This is a genomic window from Dactylosporangium maewongense, from assembly GCF_039531485.1.
Lineage (GTDB): Bacteria > Actinomycetota > Actinomycetes > Mycobacteriales > Micromonosporaceae > Dactylosporangium > Dactylosporangium maewongense.
On sequence record NZ_BAAAQD010000006.1, the window covers coordinates 401823 to 416209 of the forward strand.

Below are 14387 nucleotides of genomic sequence, written 5' to 3' on the forward strand. Positions count from 1 at the left end.
GCACTTCGGCGGCGCGGCGGCACCCCCCGAGCGGCTCCGCGGCCTTACTCTTCCGGTATGGCGCCATCGACCGCGACTCCCCCAACGTTCACCCGGGCGGTGGAGGAGCTGCGCGCGTTCACGGCGCGGCCCGAGATCGAGCTCGAGGAGATGCCGGCGCCGCAGCGGCTCGCGCCGTTCGCCCACGCGATGAGCGGCACCGTGCTGCGCGACGGTGACGAGGTCGCGACCGGGCGGCTGATCCTGCTGCACGACCCGGCCGGCCACGACGCGTGGGACGGCACGATGCGGCTCGTCACGTACGTGACGGCCGAGATGGAGGCGGAGCTCGCCGCGGACCCGCTGCTGCCGCAGGTCGGCTGGAGCTGGCTGACCGACGCCCTGGAGAGCCACGGCGCGTCCTACACGGCGATCGGCGGGACGGTCACGCAGACGCTGTCGACCCGCTTCGGCGACCTCGCCGGCCCGCCGACCGCGGCCGACCTGGAGATCCGGGCGTCATGGACGCCGACCGACGGCGACCTGCAGTCCCATGTGAGCGCCTGGTGCGCGCTGCTCGCCTCGACGGCCGGCCTGCCCCCGCCGGGCGTGACAGCACTCCGATAAAGCAAAGGGCGGGCCCTTTCGAAAAAGAGCCCGCCCTCTCAGTGATTCAGAGCCCGAGCAGCGTGTCGGCCTCGTCGCACGGCTTCTTCATCTCGGTGATCTTGTTCTGCAGCGTCGTCTTGTCGCCCTTGTTGGACGCGTCCAGCGCCTCGATCAGCAGCGACAGGCACTTGCCGATGACGTCGCGCTGACGCTTCGCCTCGGTGCTGTCGGCCGTGACGCCGCGCAGCTCCTGCTGCGCCTTGGCGAGCTCGTCGGCCTTCGACTTCAGGTCGCCCTTGGTCTTGTCCAGCTCGCCCTGCGTCGAGGTGATGGTGTCCTGGCGCTGCGACGCGAGCTTCTCCGACTTGTCGAGCTTGCCGCTCTTGTCGAAGTACAGCCCGACGAACACGCCGGCGGCGATGACCGCGAGGGCGAGCAGGCTGGCGAGGATCGGCACCGCCACGCTCTTCTTCGGGGCCTGGCCGGGGGTCTGGTAGCCGCCCTGGGCGTACCCGGGCGGGCCGGAGACGGGGCCGTACGCGGTGGGCGGCGCCGACATCGGCGGGCCGGACATCGGCGGGGCCGACATCGGCGGGTTCGCCATCATCGGCGAGGTCGGCGGCGCGGAGACCGACGGCTCGAGGTTGTAGGCGGCCGGCTGCGGCTCGCCGTAGGCCGGCATCTGCTGCGTGCCCTGGTCGTACGGGTTGAACTGCGGCTGGCCGTAACCCTGGTCGTGGGTCGGGGCGGGCTGCGGCGGCACCGGGGCGCCGTACGGGTTCTGCGGCGCGGCCGGCGGCGGGTAGGCCCCCTGCGGCGCGTTCGGGTCGGGGTAGGCGTAGCCCTCGTTCGGGTTCCCCTGGGGGTTGCCGGGGTATGTCATGGTCGTTTTCCTCCTGAGAATCCTTCCGGGCAAGCGCCCCGGCCAGGGGTGTAGCTGCCGTCGCGACCGGGACGCGGCGGCGTGGTGCAGCTGTCAGCAGATGCTGATCGTTTGGCAGACCACCGAGATCGGGATGGCCAGGCCGATGCCTTCGGCCTCGCGCGCCTTCAGCGTCGCGACGCCGACCACTTCCTTCTTGGCGTTGAACACGGGGCCGCCGGAGTTGCCGGGGTTGATCGCCGCGTCGAACTGCATGAGGTCCTCACCGCTCATCGAGCGGAACGCGCTGACGACGCCGGTGGTGACGGTGTCCTCCAGGCCGAGCGGCGCGCCGACGACGAGCACGGGCTCGCCGACCTTCGGCACCTGCGCGGCCGGGACGAGCCGGGCGAACTCCTCGTCGGTGTGCAGCAGCGCCAGGTCCTTGTCGGGGTGCGCCTCGATGATCTTCGCCGGGAAGCGCTGGTTGGTCCGCTCGATGCTGACGTCGCGCTCACCCTTCTCGTACGCCTCCTGCACGACGTGGTAATTCGTGATGAGGTTCGTGCCGCCGCCCGAGGGGGCCTTGCCGAGCGCGAACGACGTGCCGGTCGCGTACTTGGTGGTGACGCGGAACACGCTCGGGCGGACGCTCTCGGCGACCGCGGCGGCGTCGAGGTTGCCGCCGGTCTTCGCCTCGAGCTTGTCGGCGCGGTCCTCGAGCGCCTTGAGGCGGGTCTCGTCCGTGGTCTTCGCGGCGGTGGCGGCCTTCTCGGCCTTGTCCAGGCGGGACTCGAGACGAATGATGAACGCCGCCTGCACGCCGACGACCACGAGCAGGACCACGGCGATGACCAGGGCGAGGACTCCGCTGCGGCCACGGCCCGCGGCCGGCTGCTGCGGGTGTTGCACGAGGTGCGGCGGCCCACTGTGCGGCGCCGGCCCGGCGGGTGCCGAGACCGGCCAGGCGCTGGTCGGCTGGGCCGGGAAGCCACCGGTGGCCGGCCCGTCCGCGGGCGACACGCCGGCGGCCGGGAACGCTCCGGTCTGGGTCATACGTGGAGGAAGTGGACCGAGCCGCTCCGAATCTTCGCCGAATCGGTCCGTGTGCCGCGGACGATCGTACGAATCGGAGGTTCCGGAAGCCACCGGGTTGGAAGGGTCATACCCGGCCGTCATGCTTCTCGTTTCCTTCCTGTCACTTTTCCACCCGTTTGTCCCGCGACCCGGTCGATGTGCGGCCTCGCAGTCGGCCCCACCCTAAACCGCTCACACAAGCCCCGCGACCTCCGAGGCAACCAACGGACAGAACCGGAAGTACCACTTCCGCCCGCGCTCGCGACCGTACCGGCACGGGCGGGCTTTGTCCGTCCCGAAATGACGTGTCGCGGGCCACCGGAACGGCCCGTGAACCGGCCGCCGGAACGATCCGTGAACCGGTCGCCGGAGCGGTCCGCGGGCGGACGGAAACCGACGCGCCGGACCCGGCTGCATCGGCGTTCCGGTGCCGCAACGTACCGTGGTCCGGGTGACCGACGAACCCCCCGCGCGGCGTCGGGACGAGGAGCCAGACAGTCCGGACAAACCGGACGACAAGACCGAGCCCGTCCTGCTGACCGCCCCCCGAGACGGGACGCCCGAGCCGATCACCGACCGGGCCGAGCTCGCGCGTGCCGTTGAGCGGTTCGCTCAGGGCAGCGGCCCAGTGGCCGTGGACGCCGAGCGCGCCTCCGGCTACCGGTACACGCACCGGGCCTATCTCGTGCAACTGCGCCGTGCCGGTGCCGGCACCGTCCTGATCGACCCCCTGCCCTTCGGACAGCTGCCAGAGCTCGACGAGGTGATCTCGCCCACCGAGTGGATCCTGCACGCCGCCAGTCAGGATCTGCCGTGCCTGACGGAGCTCGGGCTACGCCCCACCCGGCTCTTCGACACGGAGCTCGCGGCGCGGCTGTGCGGCTTCGAACGGGTCGGCCTGGCCGCCCTGACGGAGTCGCTGCTGGGGTACACCCTGGAGAAGCACCACTCGGCGGCCGACTGGTCGACGAGGCCGCTGCCGACCTCCTGGCTGACATACGCGGCGCTGGACGTCGAGCTGCTGCTGCAGCTGCGCGACACGCTCGCCGAGGAGCTGCACGAGCAGGGCAAGACGGAGTGGGCGGCGCAGGAGTTCGCCGCGCTGGTCGCCTCCGCCGGCGACCCGCCGCGGGTGCGGGCCGACCCGTGGCGCCGCACGTCGGGCATCCACCGGGTCCGGGGCGCCCGCGCGCTCGCCCGGGTCCGCGCGCTGTGGCACGCCCGCGACGAGATCGCCGCCCGGCGCGACGCGAGCCCCGGCCGGGTCCTCGCCGACGCGGCCATCATCGCGGCGGCCGAGGCCGACCCGAAGGACGAGCGGACGCTGCTGGCCCTGGCCGGGTTCGGCGGGCGGTCGGTGCGCCGGCTCGCGCCGACGTGGCTGGCCGCGCTGTCGGACGCCAGGACGCTGACGGACCGGGAGCTGCCCACCACCCCGCCGTCCGACGGTCCTCCGCCGCCGCACCGGTGGGCCGAGCGGGACCCGGTCGCGGCGGGCCGGCTGGCGCGCTGCCGCGAGCTGGTGACCAGCCTCGCCACCGCCAACCGGGTGCCGCCGGAGAACCTGATCACCCCGGATTCGGTACGGCGGCTCGCCTGGTCCCCTCCGGAGGAGCTCACCGAGGAGGCGGTCGGCGCGGTGCTGTCCGGCTACGGCGCGCGCCCGTGGCAGGTCGCGCTGGTGACGCCCGGTCTCACCGCGGCGCTGGAGGTGCCTTCCGAGTAGGGCGCCTTCCGAGCAGGACGGCGGGGTGTGGGCGGATCCACAGGCGCAGCGGACTTACTGGCGAGTAACATTGCCGGTAATTCGTCGCTAGGAGGACACCCGTGCCCCGTCCCGTCCGCGACGTCGTCTTCGTCGACGGCGTGCGCACCCCGTTCGGCAAGGCCGGTGGGATGTATGCCAACACCCGCGCCGACGACCTCGTCATCCGCTGTATCCGGGAGCTGCTGCGCCGCAACCCGCAGCTGCCGCCGGAGCGGGTCGACGAGGTCGCGATCGCGGCCACGACGCAGATCGGCGACCAGGGCCTGACCATCGGCCGCACCGCCGCCCTGCTGTCGGGCCTGCCCAAGACCGTCCCCGGCTACTCGATCGACCGCATGTGCGCCGGCGCCCTGACCGCGGTGACCACCGTCGCCGGCGGCATCGCGTTCGGCGCCTACGACGTCGCGATCGCCGGCGGCGTCGAGCACATGGGCCGCCACCCGATGGGCGAGGGCGTCGACCCCAACCCGCGCATCATCGCCGAGAAGCTCGTCGACCCCTCGGCGCTCGTCATGGGCGCCACCGCGGAGAACCTGCACGACCGGCTCCCCGGCATCACCAAGGAGCGCGCCGACAAGTTCGGCTACGCGTCGCAGGTCAAGACCGCCGCCGCCTACAAGGCCGGCAAGCTGCAGCCCGACCTGGTCAGCGTCGCCACCCGCGACCCGGAGGCCGGCTGGGGCCTGGCCACGGTCGACGAGGCGCCCCGCGACACCAGCCTCGAGAAGCTCGGCACGCTCAAGACCCCGTTCCGCCCGCACGGCAAGGTCACCGCCGGCAACGCCGCAGGCCTCAACGACGGCGCCACCGCCGCCATCATCGCGGCCGAGGACGTCGCCCGCGAGCTGGGCCTGCCCGTCGGCATGCGCCTCGTCTCCTACGGCTTCGTCGGCGTCGAGCCCGAGGTCATGGGCTTCGGCCCGGTCCCGGCGACCGAGAAGGCGCTGCGCCAGGCCGGCCTGGGCATCGACGACATCGGCCTGTTCGAGCTCAACGAGGCCTTCGCCGTGCAGGTCCTGGCGTTCCTCGACCACTTCGGCATCGCCGACGACGACCCGCGGGTCAACCCGTGGGGCGGCGCGATCGCCGTCGGGCACCCGCTGGCGTCCTCCGGCGTGCGGCTCATGACGCAGCTGTCGCGGCAGTTCGCCGAGCACCCCGAGGTCCGCTACGGCCTCACCGCCATGTGTGTCGGCATCGGCATGGGCGCGTCCGTGATCTGGGAGAACCCGAACTGGGAGGGCGGCAAGTGAGCACGACCATCAGCAACCCGAACGAGGTCGTGACCAAGGCGCTGCTGCGCTTCGTGACCCTGCCCTCGCGGGACCGCGCCGCGGTCATCACGCTCGACAACGGCTTCGACCACACCAAGCCCAACTCGTTCGGCCCGGGCGGGCTGGCCAGCCTGGAGGCGGCGATCGACGAGGCCGTCGCAGCCGCGCCGAAGTTCATCGCGGTCACCGGCAAGCCGTACATCTTCTGCGTCGGCGCCGACATCACCGCCATGCCGCTGCTCACCGAGCGCGAGCAGGCCCTGGAGCTCGGCCGCTACGGCCACAAGGTGTTCCGCAAGCTCAAGGATTCCACGGTACCGACGTTCGCCTTCATCAACGGCGCGGCGATGGGCGGCGGCCTGGAGGTGGCGCTGCACTGCCACTACCGGACGGTCTCCGCCGGCGCCGCGGCGCTCGCCCTGCCCGAGGTCGCGATCGGTCTCGTGCCCGGCTGGGGCGGCACCCAGCTGTTGCCGAACCTCATCGGCATCGCCCCGGCCGCGCAGGTCATCATCCAGAACCCGCTCACCCAGAAGACCCTCAAGCCGGCTCAGGCCCGCGAGCTCGGCATCGCCGACGAGATCTTCGAGCCGGCCGACTACCTGGAGCGGTCCCTCGCCTGGGCGGAGGGTGTCGTCGACGGCACGGTCACCGTCACGCGCCCGGAGATCGACCGGGACATGTGGGACGGCGTGCTGTACTTCGCCAAGCACCAGCTCGACGAGCGGCTGCACGGCGCCGTCAACTCCGCCAACAAGGCCCTCGAACTGCTGGCGCTGGCTCGCAGTGCAACGTTTGAGGAGGGCACGGCGGCCGAGGACGAGGCGCTCGCCGACCTCCTCATGGGCGACCAGTCCCGGGCCAGCCTCTACGGGTTCGACCTCGTGCAGCGCCGCGCGAAGCGGCCCGCCGGCGCGCCCGACAAGGGCCTCGCCCGCGACGTCAACAAGGTCGGCATCGTCGGCGCCGGCCTGATGGCCTCGCAGCTGGCACTGCTCTTCGTGCGCCGGCTCGAGGTCCCGGTCGTGCTCACCGACCTCGACCAGGCCCGCGTCGACAAGGGTGTCGGCTACGTGCTCGCCGAGATCGACAAGCTCGTGTCGAAGAAGCGCCTCGACCCGGGCAAGGCCGCCAAGTACCGGGGCCTCGTCAGCGGCTCGGCCGACAAGGCCGCCTTCGCCGACGCCGACCTGGTGCTCGAGGCCGTCTTCGAGGACCTCGGCGTCAAGAAGCAGGTCTGGGCCGAGGTCGAGAAGATCGTCCGCGACGACTGCGTCCTGGCGACCAACACCTCCTCGCTGTCCGTCAGCGAGCAGGCCGCCGGGCTCGCCCACCCCGAGCGGGTCGTCGGGCTGCACTTCTTCAACCCGGTCGCGATGATGCCGCTGCTGGAGATCGTCCGCGCCGAGCAGACCGACGACGCGACGCTCGCCACCGCGTTCGCCGTCGGCAAGGCGCTCAAGAAGTCCTCGGTGCTCGTGGCGGACCGGCCGGCGTTCGTGGTCAACCGGCTGCTGACCCGCTTCCTGGGGGTCGTCACCGCCGCCGTCGACAACGGCACCCCGATCGAGGTGGCCGACTCCGCCCTCGACCCGCTCGGCCTGCCGATGCGGCCGATGGCGCTGCTCGGCATGGTCGGCCCGGCCGTCGCGCACCACGTGGCGGGGACGCTGCACGCGGCGTTCCCGGACCGGTTCGGCGTGTCGGCCAACCTGGGCCGGGTCGTCGCGGCCGGCAAGCGCGGCTTCACCGACGCCGAGGGCAACCCCGACCCGGAGGTGCTCGCGCTGCTGGAGGTCGGCTCCTCACCGTCGACGGCCGAGGAGCTGCGCGACGAGGCGACGGCGGCCCTGGCCCGCGAGATCCGGCTGATGCTGGACGAGGGGGTCGTCGCCGACCCGCGCGACATCGACCTGTGCATGATCCTCGGCGCGGGCTGGCCGCTGCACCTCGGCGGGGTCACGCCGTACCTCGACCGCGAAGGCATCTCCGAGAAGGTGACCGGCGCCCGCTTCCTCCCACCGGGCGTGGCCAACGCGCCGTAAGTTCACCCTATCGAGCAGATGTTTCGGTAAATATCGGATTTGGACCCCGCCGACGCCTAGCGTTGGCGGGGTTCGCTCGCAGTCCCCCCGGCTGCACGGCTCACTCGTCCCCGGGGGTGCACCATGCGCAAAATCATGTCCGTCGCCGCGCTGTTCCTGCTGACGCTGGCGTATCCGGTCGATGCGCAGGCCGCCTCGACGGCGACCGTGGTCTCCCCGAAACGCCCGCTGAACGTCCGGGCCGGCAGCGCCGTGTGGACGGCACCGCTACGGACCCTGCCGCACGGCAGTTCCGTCGCCATCGACTGCCAGGTCAAGGGCCAGCTCATCAACCAGGGCAGCGTCCGGGTCACGGACCTGTGGGACCGGCTCACCGACGGCTCCTACGTCTCCGACGCGTGGATCCGCCGCGGCGGTGCCATCCCCGCCTGCGGCCCGGCCGCCCCCGTCGCCCCCGCCGCGGTGCCGGCCGCCGCGAACACGACCACCGGCACCGTCGCCTCCGGCTCCATCCCGCTGAAGGCCCGCACCGGCCCCGCGCACGGCGCCCCGCTCATCGCCGCCCTGGCCGACGGCACCCCGCTGACGCTCGTCTGCCAGCAGCGCGGCGAGAACATCGTGGGCACGCAGCGCGTCACCCCCATGTGGAACCGCCTGCCGGAAGGCACGTTCGTCTCCGACGCCTACGTGCGCCGCACCGCGACCCCGCCCCCGTGCACCGCGGCCAACCAGCCCGTCGCCGCCCCCGCCGCACCGGCTTTCGGCGCGTGGACCAACCCGCTGCCCGGCTTCCGGGCCCGCCCCGGCTTCCGTACCGCCAACAACCCCAGCCACATCGGCGTCGACATCATGTCCTTCACCGGCACCCCGATCCACGCCGCCTCCGCCGGCACCGTCGCCGAGGTCGTCTGCAACATCGAGGCCGGCCACAGCTGCGACCAGACGGGCAGCGCCTCGGTCGGCGGCTGCGGCTGGTACGTGAAGATCCAGCACCCCGGCGGCATCGCCACCCTGTACTGCCACATGGTCCGCAAGGCCCTGGTCCAGCCCGGCGAGCAGGTCAAGGCCGGCCAGGTCATCGGCTACGTCGGCAGCTCCGGCAACTCCTCCGCCCCGCACCTGCACTTCGAGGTCCACATCAACGCCCCGCCCACCGGCCCCCAGAACGCCATCGACCCCCTCCCCTTCATGCGCACCCACGGCGCCCCCATCGGCTGACGCTGCAACTCCCCACCGCGCGCGACGGATCGGTGCGCGGGCCCATCTGCACGTTTGATCGAATGACGAATCTGGCCGTCATGACGACCAGAACTGCAATTCGATCACCGCGGAGCAAGCGAAGATCGGCGGCCCAGGCAGGGTCGCGGGAGTGCGCATCGGATGCGGCGCGCATGCGCCGCCTGGTCTGCCTCGCGTCTCGGCGCGGGCAGTGCGGCGCGGAGCGGCGCATTGGGGCCGCGGGTGAGAATCCCCGCCGGGACCCGCCGCGGCAGCGGTGGGGGGAATTACAGCGCGCGGTGGCGGCCGGGGCGGTCGGGGCCGCGTTTGGCGGCGTACATGGCCTGGTCGGCGGTGCGGAGGACCTCGTCCGGGTCCTCGCCCGGGCCGGCGAGGTGGAGGCCGACGCTGGCGCCGATGCGGACCTCGTTGCCCACGACGTGGAAGGGTTCCGACAGTGACGCGCGCAGCCTGGTCGCGAGGGCGGCGGCGTCGTCGGGGGTGACGACGCCGGGCAGGAGCAGGACGAACTCGTCGCCGCCGACGCGGGCCAGCACGTCCGTGGGGCGCAGGCAGAGGGAGAGGCGCCCGCCGACCTGGCGCAGGAGCTCGTCGCCGGCCTCGTGACCGAGCTCGTCGTTGACGGGCTTGAAGCCGTCGAGGTCGACGAAGAGCACGCCGACGGGGGTGTGCTGCAGGGAGGCGGTGAGGCGCTCCTGCAGGCGGCGGCGGTTGGGCAGGCCGGTGAGCGGGTCGTGGTGGGCGTCGTGGGCGAGGCGGTCCTGCATCTCGCGGCTGTCGGTGATGTCGCGGGCGTTGATGACGACGCCGTTGAGTGCGGCGTTGTGCAGCTGGTTGGAGGCGGTGAAGTCGAACCAGCGGTGGTTGCCGTCGGCCTGCGAGACCCGGACCTGCATGCGCTCCAGGCCGCCCTTCTCGCTCAGCAGCGCGGCGAAGCGTTCGCGGACGTGCTGGCGGTCGTCGGGGTGCAGCAGGTCGAAGACGGACGTGCCGACGGCGACGAAGCCGAGTATCCGTTTGCCGCTGGGGCTGGAGTACACGACGGACCCGTCGTCGTCCAGGACGGTGACGACGTCCGGGGCGTGCTCGACGAGGGCGGCGAAGCGCTCCTCGGCACGGCGTCGGACGAGCTGCGAGCGGTACCCGAGGACGGCGAGCCCGGCGACGCCGACGAGGAGCATGGTGAGCAGCGCCAGGTTGATGGTGAGGCTGCGGTTGCGGACCGGGCCGTCGAAGGTGGCGGTGGACTGGGTCCGCACGTACGCCCAGCCGCCGGGCAGCCCACCGTGGACGGCGGCGATCATGGACCTGCCGCCGGAGCGGTACGTGACGAACACCGACTCCTCGGAGCCGATCTTCTTGATGATCTCCGAGTCGACCATGGTGCCGACCGCCGAAGGGTCGCTGGATGCGCCGACGGTGCCGCCGGCGTCCACGACAAGGGAGAGGTGCGACGGGTCGCTGAGCTTTTCCAGGTACACCTGGAGCTGCCCCTTCAGGACCGGGATGAAGCCATAGATGAGCGCGACGGGATCGCTGCCGACGACGATCGGCACGGCGACCGCCTGGACGAGGGTGTCCTTGACCGTCATCAGGGAGGAGAAGCCGGGCCTGCCCAGCGCCAGCCCGGAGATCAGCGGCTTCCAGCCGACCGCCGCCTGGTCGGGGAACAGATTCGCGGCCTTCGTGGCGTTGACCGGGTTGCCGGTGAGGTCGGTGAGGACGACGCCGTACGAGAAGAACGTCGACTTCTTGGCGTACTCGACGAGCGCGGCCCGGTCGCCCGCGTCACCGGGGGTCAGCGACAGGGGGTGGCTCGCGACGAAGTCGTTGAGCTCCTTCGCCGAGAGGAAAAGCAGCTGCTCGACCAGGCCGCCGTTGTTGGTGGCGAGGGCGAGGGTGTCGGCGCGGTGCACGGTCTCCGCGGCCCGCAGCGCGGAGCGGTTGACCGAGATGCCGACCGCCCCGATCGCCAGCAGCAGGGCGGCGCTGATGCCCACCACCAGCCAACTGCGCAGCCGCATCCGCGTTCCTCCGACGTGTCTGTGGAGGTCTCATCGGCGGCGAAGAGGGCGGAACTGAGAAACTGTGCCCGCGATCACAGCGTCACTGAGGTTTGACCGGCGCCGTGCCCGTCAGCACCGGCGTGACCGCCGCCGCGGGGAGGCTGACGGTCACCTCGAGGCCGCCGCCGTCCAGGGCGACGGCGCTGACCCCTCCCCCGTGCGCCTCGCAGACCGCGCGGACGATCGACAGGCCCAGCCCCGAGCCGCGGGCACCGGTGCGCTCCCGCCCGCCGCGCCGGAAGGGCTCGAAGAGCACGGGCACGTCGGCCGGGGCGACCTCGAAGCCGGTGTTACCCACGACGAGCCAGGCGAGGGTCTCGTCCGTGCCGGTGCGGACCCAGATGCGCCCGCCGAGGTGGTTGTACCGGACGGCGTTCTCGACGAGGTTGCCGGCGAGCCGTTCGAGCAGCCCGGGGTCGCCGACGACCCGCGCCGGCGCCAGGTCGGTGGTCACGTCCAGGGTGAGCCGGGTGATCTCCTTGCCCATCGCGGACATGGCGACGGTGACGCCGGTGGCCAGGTCGGTGGGGACCTTCCGCCCGAGCCGCCGGCCGGCCTGCGCCTCGGTGCGCGCCAGCAGCAGCAGCGACTCGACGAGCGCGTTGGCCCGCATGGACGCGTCGCGCACGACGTTGGACATCCGGCGGAACTCCTCGACGTCGGCCTCCGGGTCGTCGAGGGTGACGTCGACCTCGGTCCGCATGACGGCGAGGGGGGTCCGCAGCTCGTGGGAGGCGTTGGCGACGAAGCGTTTCTGGGTGTCGAACGCCTCGCTGATCCGGTCGAGCATCGCGTCGAACGTCTTCGCCAGCTCCGACACCTCGTCGTCGGCGCCGTCGTAGTTGATCCGGGCGTCGAGGGTCTCGCCGGTGAGCCGCTGCGCGGTGGTGGTGACCTTCTGCAGTGGGCGCAGCGCCCGGCCGGCGACGACGTACGCGCCGGCGACCCCGACCGCGCCGATGAGCAGCAGCGCGAGGCTGCCGCGGGTCACGAGCTCCCATTCGGCGGCGTCGGCGAGCTCCGTCTGCCACTGGCGGGCGTCGACCTCGCTGCCGTCCTGCAGGACGATCCGGGTGCCGGGCTGCAGCTCATCGGCGGGCCGGATCGCGCTGTCGACGAGGATGTAGGCCAGCACCACGAGCACGAGCCCGGCGCCGACGAGCAGGATGCCGTTGAGCAGGGTGAGCCGCAGCCGCAGCGTCGGGCGGAACACGGCTGCGCGGCGGGCGTCGTAGATCGTCATTCGGGTGGCCTGGTCCTGTATCCGGCGCCGACGACGGTCTCGATGAGCGCGGGGTCGCCGAGCTTCTTGCGCAGGGTCATCATCGTGACCCGCACGGTCGTGGTGAACGGGTCGGCGTTGGCGTCCCACACGCGCTCGAGCAGCTCCTCGCTGGACACGACGGCGCCGCGGGCCTTCAGCAGCTCCTCCAGCAGCCCGAACTCCTTGCGGGTCAGGTCGAGCGGCTGCCCGCCCCGGGTCGCGACCCGCTTGGCCTGATCGAGCACGAGGTCGGCGATGGTCAGCACGGGCGGGGCGGCCGGGGTCGCCCGGCGGCCCAGCGCCTGGACCCGCGCGACCAGCTCGTCGAACGCGAACGGCTTCGTCAGGTAGTCGTCGGCGCCGATCTGTAAACCTTCGACCCGGTCGGCGACGCTGCCGCTCGCGGTCAGCATCAGGACCCGGGTCAGCGCCCCGGACGCGACCAGGTCGGCGCAGATGTCGTCGCCGTGGACTCCGGGCAGGTCGCGGTCCAGCACGACCACGTCATAGCGGGTGACCATGGCCATCTCGTGGCCCTGGGTGCCGTCGTACGAGACGTCGACCGCCATGCCCTGTCGTCGCAGCCCTCGCACGATCGCGTCGGCGAGGTGCCGCTCGTCCTCGACCACCAGCACGCGCACGCCACATCACCCCCACCCGGTCGGGCCAGTGTCAGGCACCGGCTGTGAAGTCCGCGTGAGCCGCCACGGAGCGGCTCGCACCGCCGCCGGAAGGCGGCGGCAGCCGTCGTCGGAAGCGGCGGCGTCAGCCAACGTATACCGGACCGTTGGCGACCATGGCCCGCGCCGGGCACCCTGAACATGTGGAAGAGCGGCTGATCGATCTCGGCGTCGTCAACGACCAGGACGATCGGCTGGAGGCCGGGCCGCCACCGGCGGTGCCAGGCCGGCGGCAGTGGCCGTTCGTGATGGTGCTGGCGCTGCTCGCGACGTTCACCGGCGGCTCCGGCGCGGGCTCGTCCGTGGAGGACCTCGGCGTCCTGGCCGAGCACACCGTCGGGTTCGTCGCCGACCGCGGCATGCTGTACGCGCTGCGGGAGGACCCGGCCGTCACCGCGTACGACTGGGGCACGGGCGAGGAGCGCTGGAGCCGCAGGATCCTGCCGAACTCCGGCCAGGTCTACCTCGCCGCGGACCGCGCCTACATCCGCCACCGCCCGTGCACCGATGCCACCGGCTGGAGCCTGGAGCGGCTCGACCCGGCCGACGGCCGCCAGCAGTGGTACGCGGCGGGCGCACCGGTCGCGGTGCTGCGCATCGACGACCGGCCCGGGCTGCTGCTCGTCGACGAGCGCACCGGCACGTGCCCGCCGGCGGTGCCGCAGCGCAACACCCCGCAGACGCCGGTCCACCTGGCGGCGATCGACGCGGAGACCGGGATCGTGCGGTGGCAGTTCCAGATGCCGGCCGGCGGCCGGCTGGTCTCCCCCGACGTGCCCGGCAGCGACTGGTTCGCGATCTGGTATACGACAGGGCACACCGAGATCCGGGCCGCCGCGACCGGCGCGGTGCTCAGCGCCGCGGAGGTGCCCGAGCTCGCCGACGGCCCGCCGCAGAGCGTCCGCATCGTCGGCGACATGCTCGTCGTCGTCGCCGTCGGCCTCGACGGGGCGATGATCACCAGCTACGGGCACACGCCGCTGGAGTTCCGGTGGCGGCTGCTCTTCCAGTCGGCCGAGCCGGTGCCGATCGCCGAGCTGGCCTACGGTCCGGTCGTCGTCGCGTGCGGCCCGATGGTGTGCGTGCCCAACTGGCGCGACATCGCCGTCATCGACCCGCGGACCGGCGTGCAGCGCTGGCGCCGGCAGATCCAGATGGATGCGGTCGGCTCCGGTGTACTGGTCGCCCGGGACCGCGAGGACTTCATGCGGATCCGCATCGTCGACTGGGAGACCGGCAACGACCGCAGCGAGCTGACCGGCTGGGGGCTGATCCCGACGGCCACGGACGGCAGCGACGACGCCGCCGGGACCGCCGCGACCGCCGGCGCCACGTGGGCGCTGGTCCAGAAGCCCGACGGCAACGGCTCACGGATCGGGCGGGTGAACCTGCGCACCGGGGAGGTCGAGATCCTCGGCCAGGTGAGCCCGATCCCCTCCCGGTGCGCGCTACGCGGCCACCGCCTGTCGTGCCTGGCCGACGGCGACAGCCTCCGCCTGTGGCGGCTGTGAGTCGTCCACGGCC

Annotated in this window: 11 protein-coding genes; 6 read left to right on the top strand and 5 right to left on the bottom strand. The window is 72.5% G+C overall.

The window, feature by feature from the left end; all coding sequences use genetic code 11:
* The first annotated feature begins 57 nt into the window (after positions 1 to 57).
* Positions 58 to 606 (top strand): DUF3000 domain-containing protein, encoded by a 549-nt coding sequence (locus tag ABD332_RS18310; RefSeq protein ID WP_344503155.1) that lies wholly within the window; start codon positions 58 to 60, stop codon positions 604 to 606.
* Between the two features lie 46 nt (positions 607 to 652).
* Here ABD332_RS18310 and ABD332_RS18315 read toward each other — a convergent pair whose 3' ends face one another.
* Positions 653 to 1471, bottom strand: coding sequence for a hypothetical protein (locus tag ABD332_RS18315; protein ID WP_344503156.1), 819 nt, complete (start codon positions 1469 to 1471; stop codon positions 653 to 655).
* Positions 1472 to 1564: 93 nt separating this feature from the next.
* The gene (locus ABD332_RS18320) at positions 1565 to 2506 is read right to left on the bottom strand and encodes a S1C family serine protease (protein WP_344503158.1); all 942 of its coding nucleotides are present in this window, start codon (positions 2504 to 2506) and stop codon (positions 1565 to 1567) included.
* Positions 2507 to 2978: 472 nt separating this feature from the next.
* On the opposite strand from ABD332_RS18320, the gene ABD332_RS18325 reads away from it, so the two are divergent.
* From ABD332_RS18325 to ABD332_RS18340, 4 genes are all read left to right on the top strand, one after another.
* On the top strand, positions 2979 to 4253 hold the full coding sequence (locus tag ABD332_RS18325) for an HRDC domain-containing protein (RefSeq protein ID WP_344503159.1): 1275 nt from the start codon (positions 2979 to 2981) through the stop codon (positions 4251 to 4253).
* Positions 4254 to 4354: 101 nt separating this feature from the next.
* The gene (locus ABD332_RS18330) at positions 4355 to 5548 is read left to right on the top strand and encodes a thiolase family protein (protein ID WP_344503160.1); all 1194 of its coding nucleotides are present in this window, start codon (positions 4355 to 4357) and stop codon (positions 5546 to 5548) included.
* The gene (locus tag ABD332_RS18335; protein ID WP_344503161.1) at positions 5545 to 7614 is read left to right on the top strand and encodes a 3-hydroxyacyl-CoA dehydrogenase NAD-binding domain-containing protein; all 2070 of its coding nucleotides are present in this window, start codon (positions 5545 to 5547) and stop codon (positions 7612 to 7614) included. The genes ABD332_RS18330 and ABD332_RS18335 overlap by 4 nt, the downstream gene beginning before the upstream one ends.
* A 123-nt stretch (positions 7615 to 7737) precedes the next feature.
* A complete protein-coding gene (locus tag ABD332_RS18340; protein WP_344503162.1) occupies positions 7738 to 8832 on the top strand; it encodes a peptidoglycan DD-metalloendopeptidase family protein in 1095 nt (364 codons plus the stop codon).
* Positions 8833 to 9119: 287 nt separating this feature from the next.
* Here ABD332_RS18340 and ABD332_RS18345 read toward each other — a convergent pair whose 3' ends face one another.
* The 3 genes from ABD332_RS18345 to ABD332_RS18355 form a co-directional block, all read right to left on the bottom strand.
* On the bottom strand, positions 9120 to 10877 hold the full coding sequence (locus ABD332_RS18345) for a diguanylate cyclase domain-containing protein (protein ID WP_344503164.1): 1758 nt from the start codon (positions 10875 to 10877) through the stop codon (positions 9120 to 9122).
* An 82-nt stretch (positions 10878 to 10959) separates the two neighbouring features.
* A complete protein-coding gene (locus tag ABD332_RS18350; protein WP_344503166.1) occupies positions 10960 to 12162 on the bottom strand; it encodes a sensor histidine kinase in 1203 nt (400 codons plus the stop codon).
* On the bottom strand, positions 12159 to 12824 hold the full coding sequence (locus ABD332_RS18355; protein ID WP_344503167.1) for a response regulator transcription factor: 666 nt from the start codon (positions 12822 to 12824) through the stop codon (positions 12159 to 12161). The genes ABD332_RS18350 and ABD332_RS18355 overlap by 4 nt, the downstream gene beginning before the upstream one ends.
* A gap of 182 nt (positions 12825 to 13006) precedes the next feature.
* Here ABD332_RS18355 and ABD332_RS18360 point away from each other — a divergent pair, with 182 nt between their 5' ends.
* On the top strand, positions 13007 to 14374 hold the full coding sequence (locus tag ABD332_RS18360) for an outer membrane protein assembly factor BamB family protein (protein ID WP_344503168.1): 1368 nt from the start codon (positions 13007 to 13009) through the stop codon (positions 14372 to 14374).
* Positions 14375 to 14387 lie beyond the last annotated feature (13 nt).

Excerpts from the sequence above, each read along its gene's own strand:
- ABD332_RS18310 (WP_344503155.1), top strand. The coding sequence starts at position 58 with ATGGCGCCATCGACCGCGACTCCCCCAACGTTCACCCGGGCGGTGGAG.
- ABD332_RS18350 (WP_344503166.1), bottom strand. The coding sequence starts at position 12,162 with ATGACGATCTACGACGCCCGCCGCGCAGCCGTGTTCCGCCCGACGCTG.
- ABD332_RS18340 (WP_344503162.1), top strand. The coding sequence starts at position 7,738 with ATGCGCAAAATCATGTCCGTCGCCGCGCTGTTCCTGCTGACGCTGGCG.
- ABD332_RS18345 (WP_344503164.1), bottom strand. The coding sequence starts at position 10,877 with ATGCGGCTGCGCAGTTGGCTGGTGGTGGGCATCAGCGCCGCCCTGCTG.
- ABD332_RS18320 (WP_344503158.1), bottom strand. The coding sequence starts at position 2,506 with ATGACCCAGACCGGAGCGTTCCCGGCCGCCGGCGTGTCGCCCGCGGAC.
- ABD332_RS18315 (WP_344503156.1), bottom strand. The coding sequence starts at position 1,471 with ATGACATACCCCGGCAACCCCCAGGGGAACCCGAACGAGGGCTACGCC.